We start from the raw sequence: 21,231 nt of genomic DNA on the forward strand, positions 1-21,231 counted from the left end.
TCAGAGCGTGTAGGTGGCGACGACCGGGTAGTGGTCGGAGGGGGCGCGGCCGTCGTGGAAGAAGTCGACGACCTCGCTGGACCGGGCGGCGAGTGGGCCGCGGGCGAAGATCCAGTCGATCGCCTTGGGTGGTGAGGCGAGCGGTGACAGCCGGGTCCGGATCGGACCGGTCGCGACCGTCGGCACGACCGGATGGGTCACCGGTGAGTGCCGGCCGAGGGCGGTGAAACTGTCCAGGAACCCGGCGTTCCCGAGCTCCCACTGCGGTGGGCCGATGTCGTTGATGTCGACGGTGAACAGGCAGGCGCCGTCGCCGGCCAATCGTTCGAGGGCCTCCCCGATCGCGCGGGCCTGGGCGATCCGGCGGTTGACGTGATCGGTCCGCTCGTCGGAGTGGCCGGGCCAGGTGAGGTGCGCCGTACTGAAGATCAGCTCGGTGTCGTCGGGCGTGCGCAGCCGGACCCAGAACAGGTGCGCGTCGGGCGAGAGGATGCCGACGTCCTCGGCCCCGTGCTCGACGTACGTGAACAGGTCACGTCGCCACCACAGGTTGCTCTGGGTCTCCCAGCCTGCGGTCCCGTCGATGCGGTCGTGGTCGGGCAGGACGTCGTCGAGCAGCTTGCGAGTCGCCGGCCGGAGCTCCTGTACGGCGAGCAGGTCGGGCGGCCGCGTCGTGAAGAGGCTCGCGATCGCGTCCCGGCGCTGGTCGAGATAGAACTCGGACCACAGGTTGTAGGTCATCGCCACGAAGGTGAAAGTCATCGGTCCATCCCGGTCGGCACGTTGTACGACGTGAGTCCGTCGAGCCGGAGGGTGGTGAGCGAGCAGTTCCCCGGCGGATCCAGCAACATCTCGTCCCCCGCCGGCAGCCCGAGCGCCGACGCCGCCGCGACGCGAATCGGTCCACCGTGCGTCACCACCAGCACCCGCCGTACGCCGGACCTCGTGATGTCCTGCGCCGCTTCCCACACACGTGCTCGCAACTGCCGGAAGGTCTCGCCGCCCCCGCGAGCAACGTCCTCACCACGCGCGAAGGCCTCGACGACGTCCGGCTCCTCGGCAGCGACGTCCGCGATCATCCGCCCGCCCCACGTCCCGACGTCGATCTCTCGCCATCGCCTGTCGACGCGGACCTCGAGGTGATCCTGGCTGTCCAGGTAGGGCTGCAACGTCTCAGTCACCCGCTGCAGGTCGCTCGCGACAATCGCGTCGAACTCGAACGACTGCAGGTATTCCGCGGCCTGCTTCGCCTGCTGCCGGCCGAGTGCACTCAGGCCCGTACCTTGCTGACCTTGGTAGCGGTGCTCGGCATTCCATACCGACTCGCCATGGCGGAGGAGAACCAGTTCGGTCACGAGACGGCTCCTTCCAGTTCGGCGGCGAAGTGGCACGCAGCGGGGTGCAGGTCGAGGCGGGTGATCAGCTCGGGAACGTCGTGCGCGCAGCGGTCCATGGCCTTCCAGCAGCGGGTCCGGAAACCGCACCCGGACGGCGGATCAGCGGGCGACGGCACATCGCCGCCGATGATGATCTGCTCGCGGGCCGGCTTGTCCCACGGCTTCGGATCCGGCACCGCGGACAACAGCGCCTGCGTGTACGGGTGCAACGGCCGGGTGAACAGCTCGTCCTGGGACGCGGTCTCGACGATCCGCCCGAGGTACATCACCGCGACGCGGTCGGAGATGTGCCGTACGACGGACAGGTCGTGGGCGATGAACAGATACGCGAGCCCGAGGTCGCGGCGCAGATCGTCGAGCAGGTTGAGGACCTGTGCCTGCACCGACACGTCCAGTGCGGAGACCGCTTCGTCGCAGATCACCAGCTTCGGGCGGAGCGCGAGCGCGCGGGCGATGCCGATGCGCTGCCGTTGCCCGCCGGAGAACTGGTGCGGGTACCGCTCCGCGTGGTCGGGGTTGAGACCGACCCGCTCGAGCAGGTCGCGGACCTCGGCGCGGTGCCGGTTCCGGGGTACGACGTCGGGGTGGATCTGCCAGGCCTCGGCGATGATCTGCTCGACGGTCGCGCGCGGGTTGAGCGACGCGTACGGGTCCTGGAAGATCATCTGCAGCTGCCGGCGGACCCGGCGCATCGATGCCTTGGGCAACGAGGTCAGCTCGTCACCGTCGAAGACGATGCTCCCCGACTGCGCCTTCTCCAGCCCGATGATGGTCCGCGCGACGGTCGACTTCCCCGACCCCGACTCCCCTACCAGCCCCAGCGTCCCACCGGCCGGGATGTCGAAGGAGACGCCCGCGACAGCTTGGATCTGCCCGACGATACGCCGGAGCACAGCCGACCGCATGGGGAACGAGGTCTGCAGGTCACGCACCGAAAGCAAGGGAGACTCAGTGGACATCGGTGAGGACTCCTTCCGGGTGGTGGCAGGCGGCCTGGTGGGTGCTGGGGCGGTCGGGCAACTGACGGAGAACGGGCTCGACCTCGGCGCACTGTTCGTCGGCGTACCGGCAGCGGGGGCGGAACGAGCAGCCGGAGGGCAGGGCCAGCAGGTCGGGTGGTGAACCCTGGATGGGGACGAGGCGCTCGCGCGGGCCTTCGAGCTCGGGGATCGACGCCATCAAGCCGGAGGTGTACGGGTGGCCGCTGTGTTCGTAGACCTCGCGCAGCGGGCCGGTCTCGACGACGCGTCCGGCGTACATCAGGATCACCCGGTCGGCCACGCCGGCGACGACGCCGAGGTCGTGGGTGATCAGGACCAGCGACATGCCTTCCTCGGCCTGCAGCCGGGCGAGGAGGTCCATGATCTGCGCCTGGACCGTGACGTCCAGCGCGGTCGTCGGCTCGTCCGCGATCAGCAGCCGCGGCGACAACGCGAGCGCCATCGCGATCATCACCCGCTGCCGCATCCCGCCGGAGAACTGATGTGGGTAATCGTCCAGCCGTTTGGAGGCGGCCGGGATCCCGACCCGCTTCATCAGGTCCAACGCGGCGGCCCGTGCCTCCCGGCGAGAGGCGCCACGATGCCGGCGGAACATCTCGCCGATCTGCGCACCGACCCGGAACACCGGGTTCAGCGAGCTCAACGGGTCCTGGAAGACCATCGCGATCTCCCGCCCGCGCAGGCCTTTCGCGACACCCGGTGCGAGCAGGTCGCGGTCGTCGTACGTGATCGACCCACCGCACACCCGGCCGGCCGGTTTCGGCACGATCCCCATCACGGCCTGTGCGGTGACGCTCTTGCCGCTGCCCGATTCGCCGAGCAGGGCAACGGTTTCACCGGCGCCGACCTCGAACGACGCCCCGTCGACGGCCGTCACCACTCCACCAGAGGTGGCGAACTCGACCCGCAGGTCGCGCACACTCAGCAGCGCCATCACAGACTCCTCAGCCGTGGGTCGTAGCGGTCGCGGAGGGCGTCACCGAGGACGCCGAGCGAGATCACCAGGAAGGCCAGCGCGATGCCTGGGATCGTCGAGATCCACCACGCGTCGGCGAGATAGTTGCGTCCGTTCGCGATCGTCACACCCCAACTGGGTGTCGAAGCCGGCGTACCGAGACCGAGGAAGCTCAGCGACGCCTCGGCCAGGATCACGTGACCGATCTCGACCGTCGCCACGACCAGCACCGGCGCGACACACGCCGGCAGCACGCAACGGGTGATCAGCCGCCAGGTCCCGGCCCCCAACGTCCGCGACGCATCGACGAATTCCCGCCGCCGCGTCGCCAGCGCCTGCCCGCGAGCAACCCGCGCGAACGTCACCCAGTTCGCCACCGCGAGCACGATCACCACGTTCACCACCGACGGACCGAGAAGCGCGGCGATGAAGATCGCCAGCAGGATCGACGGGAACGCCAACTGGATGTCCGCGAGCCGCATCAGTACGCCGTCCAGCCAGCCGCCGAAGTACCCCGCGGCGAGACCGATGGTCACGCCAATGGTCCCGGCCAGCACCAGCGTCGCCAGACCGACCGCGATCGAGATCCTTGCCCCTTGCAACATCTGCGCGAACAGGTCCTGCCCGACCTGGTCGGTGCCGAAGATCGCGAACGACCCGTCGGACAACCGGGTGAACGGCGGCTTCAGCCGGTCCGCGGTCCGGGTGTCGACCGGGTTGTACCGGAACAGCCACGGCCCGATCGCCGCGGCCACGACGTACACCGCGATCACCGCGAACCCGAACCGGATCCGGGCCGACCCGGCCCGGGTACGACGGCGCGCGGCCACCGGAGCCGCCAAGGAAATCCCTGCATCCCTCGCTTCGCTCGGGGTGGGGAAGGAAGTCATCGTTCAGTCACCAGCCAGACGGACCCGCGGGTCCAGGAAGCCGTACAAGAGGTCCACGAGCAGATTGATCAGCACGAAGATCGTTGCCACCAGCAAGATCGAGGCCTGGACGACGCCGTAGTCGCGGCGCCCGATCGAGTCGATCAGCAACCGCCCGACCCCCGGCCAGGCGAACACCGTCTCGACGATCACCGTGCCGCCGAGCAACGCGCCGAACTGCAGGCCGACGACGGTCACGATCGGGATCAGCGCGTTCCGCATCGCGTGCACGAGGACGACGATCGCCTCGCTGAGACCCTTCGCGCGCGCGGTCTGCACGTAGCCCTCGTGCACGACCTCGAGCAGTCCACTGCGTGTCAGCCGCACCAGGATCGCCAGGAACGGCAACGCCAGCGTGATCGTCGGCAGCACCAGATGCGCCCAGGACCCCGAGCCCGCACTCGGCAGCACCTTCAGCCCGCGGGCGAACACCAGGATCAGCACGATCCCCAGCCAGAACGACGGTGTCGACTGGCCCATCAGCGAGAACACCGAGATCGCCCGGTCCACCCAGCTGTGCGCCCGCAACGCCGCGATCACACCGAGCGGCAGACCGATCAGCAACGACAGCAGCAACGCGGTCGTCGCGAGCTGGATGGTGGCCGGAACCCGTTGCAGTACAAGGCTCATCGAGTCCGCGTTCAGCCGGAAGGACTCGCCGAAGTCCAGATGCACGACGTTCGCCAGGTACGTCGCGTACTGCTGGATCAGCGACTGGTCGAGCCCGAGTTGCGCCCGCAAGGCCGCCACCTGCGCCTGGTCCGCATCGGGCCCGAGCATGATGTACGCCGGGTCGCCGGGCACGAGCCGCAGTACGACGAAGATGATCGTGACCGCGCCCCACAGCACGAAGAGCGAGAAGAACAACCGCCGGACGACGTACGCCCCCATCAGACGCCGCTCCGCAGTACGGAGACCACGCGCCGGACCTCGTCGACAGAGCCGGGCTGGACGAGTTCGGCGCCCAGCGCGCCGGCGCATGAGCCGTCGGGTCCCCGCACCGGCACGGCGACCATCCGCGGGAGCGAGGCGACCGGCCGGGAGTTGTGCGCGAAGCCCGACACCCGGATGCGCTGCAGCGTGTCGAGGAGATCGGGCGTGCCCGTCACCTGGTCGGCGGGAAGCCCCGACAAGTAGGCCCGGCCGAGAGCGCTGCGATGCAGCGAAACGGCGTGGCCCGGCTGAACGCGGAGACTGCCGGACGACGCCGGGGTGCCGCTCGGCCCGCCCTGCGGCCGAGCGCCACGCACTCCGCCGTGCGTGCCGGCGCCCGCGACTGCTGCTACCTGCAGCACCGTCCCGCCGGTCTTCGATAGCGGCTTCGCCAGCACGACCAGCCGACCGAGGCGGTCGCCGAGGTCGGTCAGCGTGTGCTCGGGACCCACGCGGCGCTGCGACGTCAGGCGGAGCGCGGCGAGGCCGTCGCGGGCCGTGTAGCGGTGGTCGTCGACGCGGTCGGCCAGGCCGTGGGCGCAGAACGTGGCGAGGATGCGGTGCACGGTGCTCTTGTGCAGGCCGACGGTGACGGCCAGCTCGGTCACTCCGTACGCGCGGTCCTCGCGGTTGAGCTCGGCCAGGACGGTGAGGGCACGGCTCAGCGACTGCATTGGTGCCTCCCGGCGGAATCAGAGGGAAGCTACCGTGAACGTTAACGGTAGCGTTAATGCACCGTAGAAGTGTGGGATTTACGTGTCAATAGACCACCGTTGCTGAGGATGAAACGGCCCGTTGACGGTCAATTCCCGTGAACGTTAACTTCACACCACATCCACCTAACCCGCCCTGGGAGGCACTGCGTGACGACATCCGACGTGCGCGCCGCGCTACTGTCCGCCGATCCCCGGCTGTCCAAGTTCTCACCGTTGCCGCGGATCCTGGCCTTCGACGAGTTCGACAGCGGGACGCACGGCTGGACCGAGCTGCTCGGCAACTACAACGGCCGCGGCGACCTCAGCACGGTCGACGACCACATGCGCGACTTCCGGCCGCCACAACTGTCGGCCTGCAACTTCTTCGACATCGGTACGCACGGAGCGCTCAGCGGCACGTACGCGCTCAAGCTCGCCACCCGCCCGTACAAGGGCCACACAGCGGTCGCGATCCGCCGGCTCACGATGAGCGGCCGCGGCCTCGTCCAGCTCGAGACGTACTTCGCCTTCAAGTCCGAGGCGACCCTCGGGGGCGGCGCCGAGCTGGACAACTTCGGCGACGTCCAGTGGGACGGCAACACCCACCCGTCCGAGGCGCAGTTCGGTGCGTTCACCGTCGCCACCGACCTGTGCGGTGACGGCGGCCTGCGCTACCACACGGTCGCGCGCTACCAGAACACCGACCTGGACAACCACTTCACCCGGCAGTGGATGGCACCGACCGTCCCCGAGCCCACGCCGCGCGAGCACTTCGAGGGCAAGGTGAAGCTGGAGTACGCCGCCGACTTCACCGCGCCGAACCCGGAGGACTGGCATGCGTTCGGCGAGCCGCAGGAGCTCTGCTACAACGAGGTCCCGACGAAGGTGAACTGGCACTACCTGCGCTGGCTGATCGACACCGACAAGCGGCGCAATGTGGAGCTGCAGGTCAACGACCGGGTGATGGACATGCGCGACGTCCCGGTTCCGCCGTACGAGGAACGCTACGAGACGCTCGAGAACCTGCTGAACTTCTACTTCTCGGTCCGCACGCACAGCTCGGTGCGCAACTTCCTCTTCCTCGACTCCGTCCTCATCTCGGTTGATTGGTAGGCCCATGCGACAGTCCATGACGGCGGTGCTGGAACGCGACACGACGTTCGACACCCGCTTCGCGACCGAGCCCTACGAGGTCGCCTGGGCCGGTGAGGCGCGCTGGTTCGTGCAGCACGTCGGCGGCGACGGTACGGCGACGTACGTCACCCAGGTCTCCCCCGACGGGCTCACCTGGTGCGACCTGGACGACCTGGGACATGTGGTCGAGCCCGGCGCACTGGTGAGCTGGCCGGCCACCGGGTTCGGTCACTGGCTGCGGCTTCGCGCTAAGGTCGAAGGCTCGGTGCAGGTACGGATCCACCTGGCCGTGAAGGCGTAAGAGAGGTTCGGATGACGGAGGGCCCACGGCCGCGGCCGACGTTGCGGGACATCGCGACGGCGCTCGGCCTGTCGGTGAACACCGTGTCGCGCGCGCTCGGCGACAAGGACAGCGTCAGCGCGAGCACGCGAGCCGCCGTCCAGGCCGAGGCCGCGCGGATCGGGTACGTCCCGAACACGCTGGCGCGGTCACTGGTGCTCGGCTCCGCGATGACACTGGGCCTCGTCATCACGAACCCCTCGAACCCGTTCTACGCGCAGCTGATCAGCAGCATCGAGCTCCGGGTCCGCGCCCAGGGGTACTCGTTGCTGCTGCTCGTCACCGACGAGAGCGTGGAGAACGAGCAGCGCGCCACCGAGGCGTTGCTGCGCTCCGCGGTCGACGGCGCCGTGGTCGTACCGGTGCAAGCCGAGTGGGACCACTGGCGCCGCGTCCGGGACAGCGGGATCCCACTGGTGTTCGTCAACCGTGACGTGCCCGAGCTCGACTGCGACATGGTCGGAGTCGACTACGAACGCGGGTCGTACGAGGCCACCAGCCACCTGATCGCGGGCGGTGCGCGCCGCCTGCTCCTGTTGGAAGAAGACCTGCCGATCACCACCACGGCCGACCGGATCACAGGATTCCGCCGAGCCATGGCCGACGGCGGGCTCGAGGTCTCCGACGACCTGATCCGCACGGTCCCGACGCGACGGTACGACTCGTTGGCGCTGCCCTGGCAGCCGGAGGAGGCGTACCGTTTCGCGCAGTCGCTCGCCCTGCCGGACGCGATCGTCACCGGCAACGACTACTTCGCGCTCGGCCTGCTCCGGATCCTCGCCGAACGCGGCCTGCAGGTCCCGCGCGACCTGGCGATCACCGGGTACGGCGACCACCCCTACGCGGCGTACCTGCAGACGCCTCTCACCAGTGTCCGGCTGCCGGCCGCCGAGGTCGGTACGACGGCAGTTGACCTGCTCCTGCAACGGCTGAAGCGGGATGCGAACGAGCGCCCGCGCAAGACGCTGATCCGTCCGGAGCTGGTGGTTCGCGCGTCTACTCGGACTCCAGCCAGGCTCTGACCGACTCGTTGTGCTCGCCGAGCCGCGGCGGCGGGAGGTGGGTCTCGCGCGCACCGGCGTACTGGTTGTCGTCGAAGCGCAACGGCGGGCCGGGGAGCTGGATGGCACCAAGCGTCGGGTGCTGGACGTCGATCAGCAGCCCTTGTGAGCGGGTCTGCTCCCAGTCGTACACCTGCTGGAAGTCGCGGACCTTGCCGGCCGGGATCCCCTTGTCCGCAAGGCGTTGCAGCCACACGTCGGCGTGATCGGTGGCGAACGCTCCCTCGATCGCGGCCGTCAGTTCGTCGCGGTGTGCGACCCGCTGGGAATTCGTGGCGAAGCGCTCGTCGGCCGGGTCGAGTGCCACGATCGGCGCGAACAACCGCCAGAGGCCTTCGCTGCCGATCGCGACCTGCACGATGTCGTCCTGGGTCCGATAGAGCCCGTACGGCGCGATTTGCGCGTGATGATTGCCGACGCGTTCGGGCAGCTCGTGGGCGACCGTCCACTTCGTGCCGTGGAACGCGTGCACGCCGACGACCGAGGCGAGCAGGCTGGTCCGGACGACCCGGCCCTTGCCGGTGATCGATCGCTCGTGGAGTGCGGCCAGGGCGCCGTACGCGCCGTACATCCCGGCCAGCAGGTCGGCGATCGGGGGGCCGACCTTCGTCGGCTCGGTCTCGCCGGTGATGCTCATCAGGCCGCCCTCGCCCTGGGCGATCTGGTCGTACCCGGCGCGGCCGCCCTCCGGGCCGTCGTGCCCGAACCCGGTGATCGACAGGATCACCAGGCCGGGGTTGAGCTCGTGCAGCCGGTCAACCGGGAACCCGAGCCGGTCCAGCACACCCGGCCGGAAGTTCTCGATCAGGACGTCGGCCCTGCGGACCAGCTTGGTCAGGAACTCCTTGCCCTCGTCCGACTTCAGGTCGGCGGTCACCGATTCCTTGTTGCGGTTCGCCGACAGGTAGTACGTCGACTCGCCGTCCACGAACGGCGGCCCCCAGCCGCGGCTGTCGTCGCCGCCGTTCGGTGTCTCGACCTTGATCACCCGCGCCCCGAGATCCCCCAGCATCATCGCCGCATGCGGCCCGGCCAGCGCACGGGTCAGATCCACCACGACGACGTCCGAGAGAAGGTTCTGCACGAGGTCGAGGGTAGGCGAGACAGCGGCGGCCGGCAGTGACGCCGTTCTCACCCGGGCGGCTCGACGACGCTGCGAACGGCGGCCAGCAACGCTGAGCGGTGCTCGCTCAGGCGCCGGGCGGACGAGGCTTCGTCCTCGACCGCGGCACGCAGCCCCGCCGGCGCACTCAACCAGCTCTCGGTCATCCGCAGCACGATCGCGAACAGGTCCGCGGCCGGGATGTCGGCGCGCAGCCTGCCGTCGCGCTGCGCCGCGGCGACCACGTCGAGACGTTCGCGATAACTGGCCAGCTCCGCGTCGGTCGGTTCGGCGCGTTCGAACGCGCGCCAAATGGCGATCCGCCTGGCTTCCGGATTGGCCAGCACGTAGTCGAACCGGCTCGCGGCGAACTGCGTGAGGTCGCCGTCCTCGAGCGGTACGGCCTTGACGACCGCCTGCGCCTGGTCGTCCACGACCGCGTCGAACAAGGCGTCCTTGTCGCCGAAGTACACGTAGATCAGGCGCTTGTTGACACCCGCGCGGTCGGCGATCCGGTCGATCCGGGCACCCGCGAGCCCGTACTCCGCGAACTCCTCCGTCGCGGCGCGCAACAGCAACGCCTTCGTGGCCGCTGCATCGCGTGGGCGCCGGGTGCTGCGGTCGGACATGTAGCTCACCCTCTCATCCAGGTCAGGCACCGACGACGGCGGTCAACTCGTCCAGCCGCCGGGCGCCGTCGATCGCGCGTTCGACGACGGTGCGCGCCTGGTTACCGAGGGCGTCGACGGCACCGCTGAACAGCTGCATGTCAAGGAGTTCGAGCGGTTGCAGGTGGTGCACGTTCTCCGAGGTGATCGAGGGACCGATGGCTTGCAGGGCGAAGCTGGTCGCCGATCCGGAGCGCAGTACGTCGAGCAGCGGCCGGGTCGGCAACTCGAGGGACCGCGCCAGATCGAGCACCTCGATGACGTTTTGGTGGTTCATCATCATCAGGGCGTTGTTGAACAGCTTGCCGTACTGCCCCGAGCGGGCCGGGCCGACGTGGATGACCTCCTTGGAGAAGGTCCGGAAGACCGGAGTCAGGCGCTCGACGACCTGCGTCCGGCCGCCGACGATCGTGGTGAGCTGCCGCGCCAAGGCGACGGCGCGGCCGCCACTGACCGGGGCATCCAGCACCTCGACGCCGTACGGTTCGGCGAGCCGGGCGAGCTCGCGCGCTGCTTGCGGCAGACCGGTGCCGTGATTGACCAGGACAGCGCCGCGACGCATGTTCTCCAGCAGGCGACCCTCGACCGCGACCTGGAGGTTGTCGGAGTCCTCGCGGAGGCACAGCCCGACGATGTCGCTGACCGCCGCCAGCTCGGAAACGCTCGAGTGGGTTGTGAAAGCGTGGCCTTCCAAGGCCATCAGCGACTCGGGGCGCCGCGCCCAGACGTGCAGCGGATAGCCGCCGTCGGCGATCGCCTGCGCGATCGGGGCGCCCTGGTCGCCGAATCCGATGAAGCCGACCGTGGGCTTGTTGTCAGACATTGCAGATCCCCCTACCACGCCAGCTTGCCGGCAGCGTCGAAGAACTCGCCGCTCGGTCCGTCCGGAGCGACCTGCGCCAGCCTGACGATGACCTCGGCGCCTTGCTCGACGGTCTGAGTCCCGGCGTGGTGGTTCAGGTCGGTGGCCGTGAAGCCTGGGTCGGCGGCGTTGATCCGGACGCCTGGGAACGCCTTCGCGTACTGCACCGTGACCATGTTGACAGCGGCCTTCGAGGCCGGGTACTCGACACCCGGGTAGAAGTGCGACGGCGACTGCTGGTCCACGAGGTCGCGCACCAGGGAGAGGCCACTGCTGACGTTGACGACAACGGGAGCCGCGGAGCGCTGCAGCAGCGGCAGAAAGGCGTGCAGCGTCCGGACCTGACCGAACACGTTGGTCTCGAACACGGTGCGCATGCTGTCGGCTGTTACGTCGCCGACGGCGAGGAAACCGCCGTCGTCCGCGCGCGGCTCGATGCCGGCGTTGTTGACCAGCACGTCGAGACCTCCGTCGGCCTCGACGGACTTGGCCGCGGCCTCGACGGACGCGTCGTCGGTCACGTCGATCTGGACGAACCGGGCCCCGAGGGCTTCGGCGGCGGTGCGGCCGCGCTCGGCGTCGCGGGCGCCGACGTACACGGTGTGTCCGGCGGCGATCAACCGGCGGGCCGTCTCGAAGCCGATGCCCTTGTTCGCGCCGGTGATCAGGATGGTGGACATGATCTACTCCGTTCGATGAAGTAACTAACTGGATATATACAGCATGCACCGCGCACGGAAGTAAGTCAACAGTTAGTTACATGTGCGCCGGCGCTCTCGATCGAACCACTCACGGTTTCCGGACGTGTCCCGACCAGGGGGACGACCGAGCACCCCATGGACCAGGAGGAATCATGTCCGTACGCACGACCATCGCGGCCACGGCCGCCGTTCTCGCGGCAGCTGCCTTCGGGATGCCGGCCGCGAGCGCCGCACCGGCCATCCCGCTGAACGGCGGGCAGGAGGCCGCGGCCGCCGACCCGGACGGCCACGGGTTCTTCACCTACACCATCGAGGGCACCACGTTCTGCTGGACCCTGAGCTGGCACGACATCGAGCCCGCCACGGCCGCACACGTCCACCTCGCCCCGCGCAACGTCGCCGGACCGGTCGTCATCCCGCTGTCCGTGGCCGCGAACCCCGGATCGGGTTGCACCCCGATCAGTGCCGACCTCGCCGCCGGCATCACCGCCGACCCGAAGGCGTACTACGTCAACATCCACACCGCGACGTTCCCGGCAGGCGCCATCCGCGGCCAGCTGAAGTAGCTCAGCTCACCTTGCGGGCCAGGGACGCGAGCCGATGGGTCACGTCCCTGGGCCGCTCCTGCATGAGCATGTGACCGGCGCCCGGGTAGATCCACAGGCGTGCGCTCGGGAGCTCTGCGGCGATGCGGTTTGCGTGCCGCGGCGGGAGGAGGCGGTCGCGGGTGCCGTGCATGATCTCGACCGGCAGTTGGTCGAGCACTTTCAGCGCGTGTCCGCGATCGTGCTCCAGCATCGTCTCGAAGAATCCGCCGTACGACGCCCCGGGCACCACAGCCAGGTCCGCCATGAACAGCTCGACCTCGGCCGGATCCGGGTTCTTCCCGAACACCACCCGTCGTAGAGCCGGCCGTTGCAGGGCGGCGGCGAGAACCGCGGCACCGTGCGCCGCGCCGGCGACGCGCCCTCGATCGGCCAGCTCCGCCGCACGCGCTTCCGCCGCGGCCACACGCGCCTCCGCCTCGGCGGCACGGGCTTGCGCTCGGCGCGCGTCGCGGCGATCGATTCTTTTACCGACCGCGTTCAGCACGCGTGGTGCGATCCGGGTGGCTGCGGGGTCGAACCTCGCGGGGAGGCCGAGGGCGCCTTCGGTCAGGCGGCCCGAGGTGGTGCTGACGAGGGCCGCCGCGCGGATGCGGGAGCCGAAGAGTTCCGGGTGCCGGTCGGCGGCCGCCATCAGGGTCATGCCACCCATCGAGTGCCCGGCGTACACGACCGGGCCGTCGCCGACGACCTCGTCGAGGACCGTGACCAGGTCGTCGGCCAGCTGATCGAGCCGCGTCGTACCGGCAGGCGCAGCGTCCGAACGACCGTGTCCGCGATGGTCGTACGTGACGACCCGCACGGCATCCGGCCCGAGGATCTGCGGCAGGCCCTCCACCTGGTTGTGCCAGGAGCGCGTCGAGCAGGTCCACCCGTGCACGAGCAGCACCGTCACCGGCGCGTCGGCCGGCCCGGTCATCTCGACGTTCAGCCGTACTCCGTCCGCGGTCGTCACCCCGGACCGCTCCAACTGGATCGTCACGCAGTCTCCCGTTCCCGTTCGCCGGCGGCGAGATGAGCCGCCCGCATCCGTCCGCCGCGGGCGCCGCGCCCGACCAGCCAGGCGATCCCGATCACCTCGAGCAGCCCGACGACCGCGAGCAGCGCGTAGCCGGCGTTCCACATCCATCGTGGCACGTCGGTCCGTTCCTCGCGGCGCAGCGTCTGCTGTTCGTTCACGAACTCGACCGTCTGCCCGTTCGACACCTGGATCGCGGGCTTCGCGATCGCCAGGTCCTCCGGCGCGTACACCCAGGCCGCCACCATGTCCCGCGGCCCCTGGTGCAGCCGGATCATCGACTTCCACTTCCCGTACATCGGCAGCGGGTCCGCCGACCGGTACGTGCCGTCGGCAACCTTCTGCATCGGGTGGTACACCAGCCCGCCGCCCTGCCAGGCAAGCGCCTCGAACCAGCGCGCCCCGTCGACATGGGCCGCCGCGTCAGCAGGCGTGAGCGTGATGGTGACGTACGCCGTCGGCTCGGCCCCCGTGGCCACCCGCTCCAACGACACGACCCCGGACACACCCGCATCCGCTGTCCGCGGCACGCAGAAGAACACCGTCGCCACCACCGCGACCAGTCCGACCGCACCCAGTTGATGAGTACGCCGGACCGCGACCGGGCGGATGTGCTTGATCCCGATCGCGCGCTCCTCGCCGGCCACCTCGGCGTATCGGGTCGCGAGCCAGGCCCCGACCAGGCCGGCGCCGGCTCCGACGATCACGCCGTACCCGATCGCGGACGGCAGCATCGACGACGGCCACGCGATCGGCATCCAGACCTGGCTCCAGGCGTACTCCGCGACCACGCCGACGGTCCCGATCAGGACCCCGGAGACGAGCCCCAGCCGGAAGCGGTTCTTGTTGCCGAGGGCAAACGCCACGACCTCGACCAGCAGTGCCTCGACGATCAGCAACGGGAAATGCCCGACGATCTCACCGAGCGGCTCGGCGACCGCCCACGCGATGCCGCCGCGGATCACCAGGTACACGGCCAAGGCGGCGAACGTCGTCCCGGGACCGCGGCGCGCCCGCAGGATCGTGAACGCCATCGCCGAGCCGAACACGATCAGCAGCGGCTGGAGGATCAGCGGGAACTGCGGTACGCCGTAGTTGAACTCGGTGCTGAACAGGTCCCACGCGATCAGCAGTGCGCCGACCGACACGAGCTCCTGGAACAGCCGGCGCTTGTTGATACCCATCAGTTGCTCGACCTCGGCGATCGCCAGCAGCCGCGCGAAGATCGAGAAGACCACGCCTCCGATCATCAGCAGGTGCGTCGGCCCCCAGAGCGTGACGTCCTCACCGAACAGGTGGTGCCAGACGTCGTCGAGCGGGAACCCGACCAGCGCGAACGTGCCGCAGACCGTGATCAGCGCGGCGCTGCACGGGATCCGCCAGCCCTTGGTGAGCTTGATGGTCCTGGCCGGCAGTGGCTTCCGCGCGAGTGCGATCGGCAGTACGCCGGAGACGATCACACCGAGGATCCCGAAGAAGATCGGGTAGTGCGCCGGCGTCCCGAACGGTCCGGTGTCGCGGCCCTTGTCGATGTGCACCGCGATGTCCCACCAGACCCCGAACGCGCAGGCAAGCAGCGAGACCGCGTGCAGGTACGGCGTGAGCGCGGCCCATCGGGGGACTCCGTCCAGTCTCCCGATGGTGTCCGCGAACCTGCCTACCAGCGTGACGCGGCCGGTGCGTTCGCGCCACAACAGCCCGGCGAGTGCGACGTACAGCAGCCCGACCACGCCGGTGACGATGGCGATCTGGTCGAACGTCGCCGTACCGGTGGTCGCCAGCGGGATGACCATGGGACTCCTTCGGGACACTGCGTCGTTTCCAACACAGAGTATGCGCCATGGGTGATGTTACATCAGCTATGTAACGTGAAGTCTGGAAGACTGTCAAGGGTGGATGCACAGGACGAGGAGCTCACCGTCGACCAGCTCGCCGCGAAGGTGGGCATGACGGTGCGGAACGTACGCGCGTACGCCGGGCGCGGCCTGATCCCGCCGCCGCGGCTGGTCGGCCGGACCGGGTACTACGGCCAGGACCACGTCGCCCGGCTGACGCTCGTCCGCGAACTGCTCGCCAAGGGGTACACGCTGGCCGCGGTCGAGCGGATGCTGGGCGAACTGCCCGACGGCGCGATGGCGCTCGGTGTCTTCGAAACCCTGGTGAATCCGTGGACCCCGGCCGAGCCGGAGGTGCTCGACGAGTTCCAACTGGCCGAGCGGGCCGGCGTACCGCACGATCCCGCGGTGATCGAGCGGCTGGTCGAGCTCGGGATCGCCGAGCGGCTGGACGACGGGCGGCTCCGGATCGCGAACTCGGACCTGCTGCGGACAGGCCTCGAGGTGATCAAGCTCGGCGTACCGATGCAGGCGATCTTCGAGATGCTGCCGAAGCTCTTCGCGCAGGCCGACGCGGTCGCCAAGACGTACGTCGAACTGTTCCGCTCGACCGTCTGGCGCGACTTCACCAACGCCGGCATGCCTACGGAGGGATGGCCCGAGATCCAGCGCACGCTCGAGGGCATCATCCCGCTGGCCGGACAGGCGCTGGTCGCGGCGTTCCGGGAGGCGATGTCCCGCGAGATCGAGATCGTCGCCTACGAAGAGCTCGGACTCGACCCGAAGACGCTGCCCTCGACCGGCTAGACGCTACCGGCGCTCACTCGCCCAGTCATCCACTCTGCGCAGACGTTCGACTCGGTCGGCGAGGTTCTCGGCGGTGATCTGTCCGTCGACGTACCGCCCGTACCAGTGCACGAAACTTGTTGCCTCGCGCATCAGTTCGAGCTCGCGGAGCGCGGACAGCTCCGCATCCGTCAGCGGGAACGCGTCGAGGAACCCGCGCTGGAACGCCGCACTCGGGTGGCCGACCTCACCGAAGAAGAACCGGCCGACCGCGAGATCCATCGCCCGGAAGCCGAGGCCCGCGGACTCGAAGTCCAGGATCGCGGTGACCCGGCCGCCGGCCATCAGCACGTTCGTCATCGCGAAATCGCCGTGGATGATCTGCCGCGGCAGGTCGGACCGCGGGCCGATGCCGGTGAGGATCCGGGCGACGTCGTCCCGGTCCTCCGCGGACACGCCGTCGATGACCCGATCGATGCTCGGCACCCGCGGGTGGACGGTGGTCAGGTCGCCGTCCCACACGAACGGCGGCGGCAGCTCGGCCGGGTCAAGCCGAGCGAGTGCATGGTCCAACTCGGCCAGTGCACGTCCGCACGCCTCCGCGCTCGCGGTATCGCCGCGCACCGGGTGCTCGCCGGGGATGCGGCGACTCAGACTCGCCAGGACCGTCTGGCCGTTGAGTTCGCCACGTAGTGCGGTTTCTCCGTCAGCGGGCACGGGCGCCGGTACGGCGAAGGACAGTCCGCTCAAGGCCCGCAGTACCGCATGCTCGTACGTTGGAGCGATCGCATTGCGGTGGATGCGCAGCACGAACTCGTCGCCGACGTAGTACCCGGTGTTGTTCGTGCCTTCGGTGAGCGGGCGTACGTCGTACGCCTGAAGTCCCCAGCGCTTCAGCAGACTGTCCACCCCTGCATCCTCCCTGAGGGAAGGTCCGGGGGCAGATAGGTAATCCTCCGCATGCCTGAACCGGTCCTCATGCGCGAGCGTATAGCTACCAGGACACACCAGGCAGGAGGAAGAGGATGCGCCAGATCCAGATCCGCCGGCGGCCCCGCACCACCACGACCCGTCGGCAGACTCAGACCCTCGATCTCCGGACCCCGTCCGGACGTCCCCTGCCGTTCTGAAAGCTGACTGCAATGAAACTCCGACTGCATGTCCACCGCGTCCGCTCCGGCGGCTGGTGTGCCGACATCGACGACGACAACGACCGGCAGCCCGACGACCCCTACTGGTGCGTCGACGCGTGGCCGACCCTCGAGTCCGCCCTCGCCGCCGGCTGCGCCAGGCTCGCCGAACTGTCCCGCACGACCGCCCCGTCCCGCGTCAGCGGGTACTACGAACCGGCTCTGGCCGCCTGAACCAACGGGGATTGAGGCCCGGCGAACCGCAGGGGGTTTGCCGGGCCTCACTTACTTATTCCCCGGGTGAGGTCCTATTTCTTGGTGAGGTCGCGCCGGTCGGGAAGATCACCTAGATCGGAGTTCCAGTCGTCCTCGTCGTCGGGGAGGTTCGCGTCGTTGCGGCGGGCGATGCGGACGAAGGCGAGGATCAGCAGGATCGGGCCGAGGACCATCGCGGTCTCGGGAATCCCGCCCAGGTGCAGCGTGATCATTTCGCCGATCATGACGCCGTCACCAGAGCGATTCCGCCGGCCGTGAAGGCGACCATCGCGGCCAGCATCGGGTACTGCGCCCTGCGCAACTGCCGGCGCCGGAACAGCTCGGCAGCGCGATCATGCGCGGACACGACCCCGAGTACGTGCCCGAGCACGATCGCACCGATCTGGACCCCCGCGATCAGCCCGGTCCCGAGGAACGCGTAGTCGATCCGGGTACCGCTCGTCCCGAGCAGGTCCCAACCGCGCCCGAACGGGTCGGATGCGAGCAGCCAGCCCTCCTGACCCTGGAACATCGCGAACGAGAAGTAGTGCGCGACGGCGTACCCGATCGCGATCGGCACCAGCGAGTGCGCGAACGCACCCGGCAACCCGGCGGGACCAATTGCGGCAGGTCGGATCTGCGCCGCGCCGGTTGCCCGTGCGGCCAGCAGGAAGAGGGCCGTCACGATCGCGACCGCGGCGATCAACCCCGACGTGTACACAGGGATGTGGCCCAGCGCACCTGTCAGCCGCGTCCACACCGACCAGCGGGAGATTCCGTCGAAGGCCGTCGACCCGAGCAGCAGACACAGCAGCCCGACGATTCCCGGCTGCTGCGGCATCGTCGCGAGTCCGGCGAGCGGATTCCGCAGTTCGAGCCGGCCACTCGCGCCGCGGCCGAGAGGGCTCAGTCGGCCGAGCGTCTCGGCATACACCTCGAAGCTGTCCCCGATTGCGAACCAGGACGGGCCGTAAACGATGCCTGCGGCAACATTCAGGACGGCGTACGTCGTGGTGAAGATCGCGACCACCCGCGGGTCGGAGCCTTCCGGGTACACCAGTTCGAGCCAGAGGAAGCCGGCCAGACCGGCCACTGCAGGCCAGTACGCGATCCCGTGCGGGAGGGGCCGGTACGACGTACGCCGTACCAGGCCCGCGATCGTCCGCAACGGGTTCGCCAGCCGCCAGATCGGTCCGCAGAGCAGCGAGAGCGGGATGATGCCGACCCAGATCCAGACATACAGCCAGGTCGGCGCCGGGTTCAGGGACGGCTCGGGGTTGCCTAACCATGCGGCCCCGAGCAGGAGTGCCAGCGCCGCTAGCCCGGCCAGCTTCAGTACGACGCGCGTCGCCGGGTGGTCGACGATCCGGGTCAGGACCTGGAGCGGCCGGCCCACGGCCCGCTCGAACCGCGGGCGCGACCAGAACGCGGCGAGCGCGAAGAACGACACCGCGACGGCGGCGCCGGCGGAGTAGATCGCCAGCCACAACGGCACCGGCAGGTCCCCTCGACCGCCGATCCCATGCAGTGGCAGCACCGCGTACTCCGATCCACCGGACTATTCGACCGATTGAATGTAACACGACTGATGTCACATAGCGAGGGTCTGATATTCGGCGGGATCGAAGCGCCGGGTGAGCTGCCGGAACCGGAACGTGAACGACGGCCACAGGGTCGTGTTGCGTCCCTCCGAGTCCAGGTACCAACTGGTGCAGCCGCCGCGGGTCCAGATCGTGTTCCGCATCGACGATCGGACCCCGGCGACGAACGCGCGCTGCACATCCCGCCGTACCTCGACCTCTCGCAACCCCTGGGCATCCATGGTCTTGAGCGCGTCGAGGATGTACGCGATCTGGGACTCGATCATGAACACCATCGAGCTGTGCCCGAGACCGGTGTTCGGGCCGATCAGCATGAAGAAGTTCGGGAAGCCGGCGATCGCCGTACCGAGATGAGCCTCCATGCCGTCGGCCCACGCCTCGCGCAGCGAGACACCGTCGCGACCGTGCACCATGTCCATCACCGGCAGGTCCGTGACCTTGAAACCGGTGCCGTAGATGATCGTGTCGACCTCGTGCTTCACGCCCTCGGTCGTGACGATGCCGGTCGGCGTCACCTCGGCGATCCCGTCGGTGACCACCTCGACGTTCGGCCGCGCCAGCGCCGGGTAGTAGTCGTCGGAGATCAGCACGCGCTTGCAGCCGAGGGTGAAGTCCGGCGTCAGCTTGGCCCGCAGCAGCGGGTCGCGGACCTGGTGCGCGAGGTGCGTCTCGGCGATCTTCTGCGCCTGCTTCATGATCGCGGGCAGCTTGGTGAACCCGAGCACCATCGACTCGCGACCCCAGTAGATCCCGGCCCGGACAGCCTTCTGCACCAGCGGGAACCGCCGGTAGATCGCCTTCTCCGCAGCGGTGATCTTGCGGTCGGGTCGCGGCATCACCCACGGCGGCGTCCGCTGGAACAGATGCAGTTCCTCGACCTCGGGCTGGATCGCCGGCACGAACTGGATCGCCGACGCGCCGGTCCCGATCACGGCGACCTTGCGACCGCTGAGGTTCAGGTCGTGATTCCAGCGCGCCGAGTGGAACACCTCGCCCTCGAAGTCCTCGATCCCGGGCAGCTTCGGGTACGACGGTTCCGCCAGCGGACCCATCCCGGACAGCAGGATGTCCGCGGTGAACGTCTGCTGGTTCGTGGTGATCTGCCAGGCGCCGTCCACCCAGCGCGCGGATTCGACCGTGTTGCCGAAGCGGATGTGCGGGCGCACGCCGTACGACTCGGTGACGTTCCGCAGGTAGTCCTCGATCTCGGGCTGCGGCGAGAACGTCGACGACCAGTCAGGGTTCGGGGCGAACGAGAACGAGTACAGGTGCGACGGCACGTCACACCGGCAGCCCGGGTACGTGTTGTCCCGCCAGGTGCCGCCGACGTCCTCGGCGCGCTCCAGTACGACGAAGTCGTCGTACCCGGCCTGCTTCAGCCGGACCGCCATCCCGATGCCCGCGAACCCGGTGCCGATCACCACGATCCGATGCCGCTCGCTCATGCGGTTTCTCCAGCCCGTCGGTAGTTACTCGTGCGGAACTTACTCGTAGTAAGTTACTCGGAGTCAGTTAGACTGCGCAAGTGACCTCGACCACTGTTCCCCCGGGCCCGCCGAAGCGCCGTCGCGACCGGGCCGCGCGGGAACGGGAGATCCTCGAGGCGGCCGAGCGGATCTTCGGCGAGCGCGGGTACCAGGGCACGTCGATGGACGACGTCGCCGCGCAGGTCGGGGTGTCGAAACCGCTGATCTACCAGTACTACGGCTCGAAGGACGGCCTGTTCCTCGCCTGTCTCGCCCGGCTCCGCGGCCAACTCCTGGACACCGTCGCCGACGCGGTGCTGGCGGCGCCGGACGCCGAGGACGCCCTGTACGCCGGGTTCCTGGCCTGGTTCCGTTTCCTCGATGAGCATCCGCAGGCGTGGTCCGTCCTGGTCGACGAGGGCATGCTGAGCGCCGGCCCCGCCGCGGAAGCCACCGACGAGGTCCGCGCGGCCTTCATCGAACTGATCGCCACGATGGTCCGGATGAACCTCCCCGCCGGTCGCCCCGTCGACGACGACGAGGTCCAGATCGTTGCCCAGAGCATCTCCGGCGCCACCGAACGCCTCGCCATCTGGCGCACCCGCGCCGCCACGCCGCCCACCCCCGAAAAGGTCGCGCGTACCCTCCAAGACCTCCTCTGGCAGGGCCTCCACACCCTCAAGACCACTTGATCACTGGCGACCGCGTCGAGGATCCGGCCGTGGCTCCGACGTACCCGGCAACTCGACGAAAGGAT

At 69.0% G+C, this 21,231-nt stretch carries 24 protein-coding genes; 7 read left to right on the forward strand and 17 right to left on the reverse strand.

Annotated elements, in window-relative coordinates; genetic code table 11:
- Genes EV137_RS12775 through EV137_RS12805 form a run of 7 tightly spaced genes read right to left on the reverse strand, consistent with a single transcriptional unit; the run spans nucleotide 1 to nucleotide 5,889 of the window.
- Nucleotides 1-762 carry an endonuclease/exonuclease/phosphatase family protein gene (locus tag EV137_RS12775; RefSeq protein WP_134001354.1) on the reverse strand — a complete coding sequence of 254 codons (762 nt, stop codon included), beginning with the start codon at nucleotides 760-762 and terminating at the stop codon, nucleotides 1-3.
- Nucleotides 759-1,355 carry a histidine phosphatase family protein gene (locus tag EV137_RS12780; RefSeq protein WP_166679848.1) on the reverse strand — a complete coding sequence of 199 codons (597 nt, stop codon included), beginning with the start codon at nucleotides 1,353-1,355 and terminating at the stop codon, nucleotides 759-761. The genes EV137_RS12775 and EV137_RS12780 overlap by 4 nt, the downstream gene beginning before the upstream one ends.
- Nucleotides 1,352-2,356: an ABC transporter ATP-binding protein gene (locus EV137_RS12785; protein WP_134128720.1), complete on the reverse strand. Its 1,005-nt coding sequence runs from the start codon at nucleotides 2,354-2,356 to the stop codon at nucleotides 1,352-1,354. Before EV137_RS12785 ends, EV137_RS12780 begins: the two co-directional genes overlap by 4 nt.
- Nucleotides 2,346-3,332, reverse strand: coding sequence for an ABC transporter ATP-binding protein (locus tag EV137_RS12790; RefSeq protein WP_134128722.1), 987 nt, complete (start codon nucleotides 3,330-3,332; stop codon nucleotides 2,346-2,348). The genes EV137_RS12785 and EV137_RS12790 overlap by 11 nt, the downstream gene beginning before the upstream one ends.
- On the reverse strand, nucleotides 3,332-4,195 hold the full coding sequence (locus EV137_RS12795) for an ABC transporter permease (RefSeq protein ID WP_202870904.1): 864 nt from the start codon (nucleotides 4,193-4,195) through the stop codon (nucleotides 3,332-3,334). The genes EV137_RS12790 and EV137_RS12795 overlap by 1 nt, the downstream gene beginning before the upstream one ends.
- A gap of 51 nt (nucleotides 4,196-4,246) precedes the next feature.
- Nucleotides 4,247-5,173, reverse strand: a complete 927-nt coding sequence (gene nikB / locus EV137_RS12800) for a nickel ABC transporter permease (RefSeq protein ID WP_134128725.1) — start codon at nucleotides 5,171-5,173, stop codon at nucleotides 4,247-4,249.
- Nucleotides 5,173-5,889, reverse strand: a complete 717-nt coding sequence (locus EV137_RS12805) for a helix-turn-helix domain-containing protein (RefSeq protein ID WP_134128727.1) — start codon at nucleotides 5,887-5,889, stop codon at nucleotides 5,173-5,175. The genes nikB and EV137_RS12805 overlap by 1 nt, the downstream gene beginning before the upstream one ends.
- A gap of 189 nt (nucleotides 5,890-6,078) precedes the next feature.
- On the opposite strand from EV137_RS12805, the gene EV137_RS12810 reads away from it, so the two are divergent.
- Genes EV137_RS12810 through EV137_RS12820 form a run of 3 tightly spaced genes read left to right on the forward strand, consistent with a single transcriptional unit; the run spans nucleotide 6,079 to nucleotide 8,406 of the window.
- The gene (locus EV137_RS12810; RefSeq protein WP_134128729.1) at nucleotides 6,079-7,023 is read left to right on the forward strand and encodes a DUF6772 family protein; all 945 of its coding nucleotides are present in this window, start codon (nucleotides 6,079-6,081) and stop codon (nucleotides 7,021-7,023) included.
- A 4-nt stretch (nucleotides 7,024-7,027) separates the two neighbouring features.
- Entirely contained in the window at nucleotides 7,028-7,345 is a 318-nt protein-coding gene (locus EV137_RS12815) for a hypothetical protein (RefSeq protein ID WP_134128731.1), read from the forward strand.
- An 11-nt stretch (nucleotides 7,346-7,356) separates the two neighbouring features.
- Nucleotides 7,357-8,406: a LacI family DNA-binding transcriptional regulator gene (locus EV137_RS12820; RefSeq protein WP_134001368.1), complete on the forward strand. Its 1,050-nt coding sequence runs from the start codon at nucleotides 7,357-7,359 to the stop codon at nucleotides 8,404-8,406.
- Here the strand turns inward: EV137_RS12820 and EV137_RS12825 are convergent.
- Genes EV137_RS12825 through EV137_RS12840 form a run of 4 tightly spaced genes read right to left on the reverse strand, consistent with a single transcriptional unit; the run spans nucleotide 8,381 to nucleotide 11,757 of the window.
- Nucleotides 8,381-9,529: a CaiB/BaiF CoA transferase family protein gene (locus EV137_RS12825; RefSeq protein WP_134128733.1), complete on the reverse strand. Its 1,149-nt coding sequence runs from the start codon at nucleotides 9,527-9,529 to the stop codon at nucleotides 8,381-8,383. The two genes, EV137_RS12820 and EV137_RS12825, sit on opposite strands and share 26 nt — an antisense overlap.
- A gap of 47 nt (nucleotides 9,530-9,576) precedes the next feature.
- Nucleotides 9,577-10,176: a TetR/AcrR family transcriptional regulator gene (locus EV137_RS12830; RefSeq protein ID WP_134001372.1), complete on the reverse strand. Its 600-nt coding sequence runs from the start codon at nucleotides 10,174-10,176 to the stop codon at nucleotides 9,577-9,579.
- Nucleotides 10,177-10,198: 22 nt separating this feature from the next.
- Entirely contained in the window at nucleotides 10,199-11,038 is an 840-nt protein-coding gene (locus tag EV137_RS12835; protein ID WP_134128735.1) for an NAD(P)-dependent oxidoreductase, read from the reverse strand.
- Nucleotides 11,039-11,049: 11 nt separating this feature from the next.
- Nucleotides 11,050-11,757 carry an SDR family NAD(P)-dependent oxidoreductase gene (locus EV137_RS12840; protein ID WP_134001376.1) on the reverse strand — a complete coding sequence of 236 codons (708 nt, stop codon included), beginning with the start codon at nucleotides 11,755-11,757 and terminating at the stop codon, nucleotides 11,050-11,052.
- 173 nt (nucleotides 11,758-11,930) lie between these two features.
- Between EV137_RS12840 and EV137_RS12845 the strand changes: the two genes are divergently transcribed.
- Nucleotides 11,931-12,344, forward strand: a complete 414-nt coding sequence (locus EV137_RS12845; protein ID WP_166679849.1) for a CHRD domain-containing protein — start codon at nucleotides 11,931-11,933, stop codon at nucleotides 12,342-12,344.
- Between the two features lies 1 nt (nucleotide 12,345).
- Here EV137_RS12845 and EV137_RS12850 read toward each other — a convergent pair whose 3' ends face one another.
- Together EV137_RS12850 and EV137_RS12855 are read right to left on the reverse strand one after the other, a co-directional pair.
- On the reverse strand, nucleotides 12,346-13,365 hold the full coding sequence (locus EV137_RS12850; protein ID WP_238175259.1) for an alpha/beta fold hydrolase: 1,020 nt from the start codon (nucleotides 13,363-13,365) through the stop codon (nucleotides 12,346-12,348).
- Nucleotides 13,362-15,194, reverse strand: coding sequence for a hypothetical protein (locus EV137_RS12855; RefSeq protein WP_134128739.1), 1,833 nt, complete (start codon nucleotides 15,192-15,194; stop codon nucleotides 13,362-13,364). Before EV137_RS12855 ends, EV137_RS12850 begins: the two co-directional genes overlap by 4 nt.
- 99 nt (nucleotides 15,195-15,293) lie before the next feature.
- Here EV137_RS12855 and EV137_RS12860 point away from each other — a divergent pair, with 99 nt between their 5' ends.
- Complete coding sequence (locus EV137_RS12860) at nucleotides 15,294-16,043, forward strand: MerR family transcriptional regulator (protein ID WP_238175260.1); 750 nt, start codon at nucleotides 15,294-15,296, stop codon at nucleotides 16,041-16,043.
- 3 nt (nucleotides 16,044-16,046) lie between these two features.
- Here the strand turns inward: EV137_RS12860 and EV137_RS12865 are convergent, their stop codons facing one another.
- Nucleotides 16,047-16,931, reverse strand: a complete 885-nt coding sequence (locus EV137_RS12865) for a phosphotransferase (RefSeq protein WP_166679850.1) — start codon at nucleotides 16,929-16,931, stop codon at nucleotides 16,047-16,049.
- Nucleotides 16,932-17,164: 233 nt separating this feature from the next.
- Here EV137_RS12865 and EV137_RS12870 point away from each other — a divergent pair, with 233 nt between their 5' ends.
- Nucleotides 17,165-17,386 (forward strand): hypothetical protein, encoded by a 222-nt coding sequence (locus EV137_RS12870; RefSeq protein ID WP_134001386.1) that lies wholly within the window; start codon nucleotides 17,165-17,167, stop codon nucleotides 17,384-17,386.
- Between the two features lie 74 nt (nucleotides 17,387-17,460).
- Here the strand turns inward: EV137_RS12870 and EV137_RS12875 are convergent, their stop codons facing one another.
- From EV137_RS12875 to EV137_RS12885, 3 genes are read right to left on the reverse strand one after another with little or no spacing between them, the layout of a single operon-like run.
- Complete coding sequence (locus EV137_RS12875) at nucleotides 17,461-17,652, reverse strand: hypothetical protein (RefSeq protein WP_238175340.1); 192 nt, start codon at nucleotides 17,650-17,652, stop codon at nucleotides 17,461-17,463.
- Nucleotides 17,649-18,944: a hypothetical protein gene (locus EV137_RS12880; RefSeq protein ID WP_134128743.1), complete on the reverse strand. Its 1,296-nt coding sequence runs from the start codon at nucleotides 18,942-18,944 to the stop codon at nucleotides 17,649-17,651. Before EV137_RS12880 ends, EV137_RS12875 begins: the two co-directional genes overlap by 4 nt.
- Before the next feature lie 54 nt (nucleotides 18,945-18,998).
- The gene (locus EV137_RS12885) at nucleotides 18,999-20,453 is read right to left on the reverse strand and encodes a flavin-containing monooxygenase (RefSeq protein ID WP_134128745.1); all 1,455 of its coding nucleotides are present in this window, start codon (nucleotides 20,451-20,453) and stop codon (nucleotides 18,999-19,001) included.
- 80 nt (nucleotides 20,454-20,533) lie between these two features.
- On the opposite strand from EV137_RS12885, the gene EV137_RS12890 reads away from it, so the two are divergent.
- Nucleotides 20,534-21,166: a TetR/AcrR family transcriptional regulator gene (locus tag EV137_RS12890; RefSeq protein ID WP_134001394.1), complete on the forward strand. Its 633-nt coding sequence runs from the start codon at nucleotides 20,534-20,536 to the stop codon at nucleotides 21,164-21,166.
- Nucleotides 21,167-21,231 lie beyond the last annotated feature (65 nt).

It is taken from the genome of Kribbella pratensis (assembly GCF_004366075.1).
In the GTDB taxonomy this organism is placed as follows: Bacteria; Actinomycetota; Actinomycetes; order Propionibacteriales; family Kribbellaceae; genus Kribbella; species Kribbella pratensis.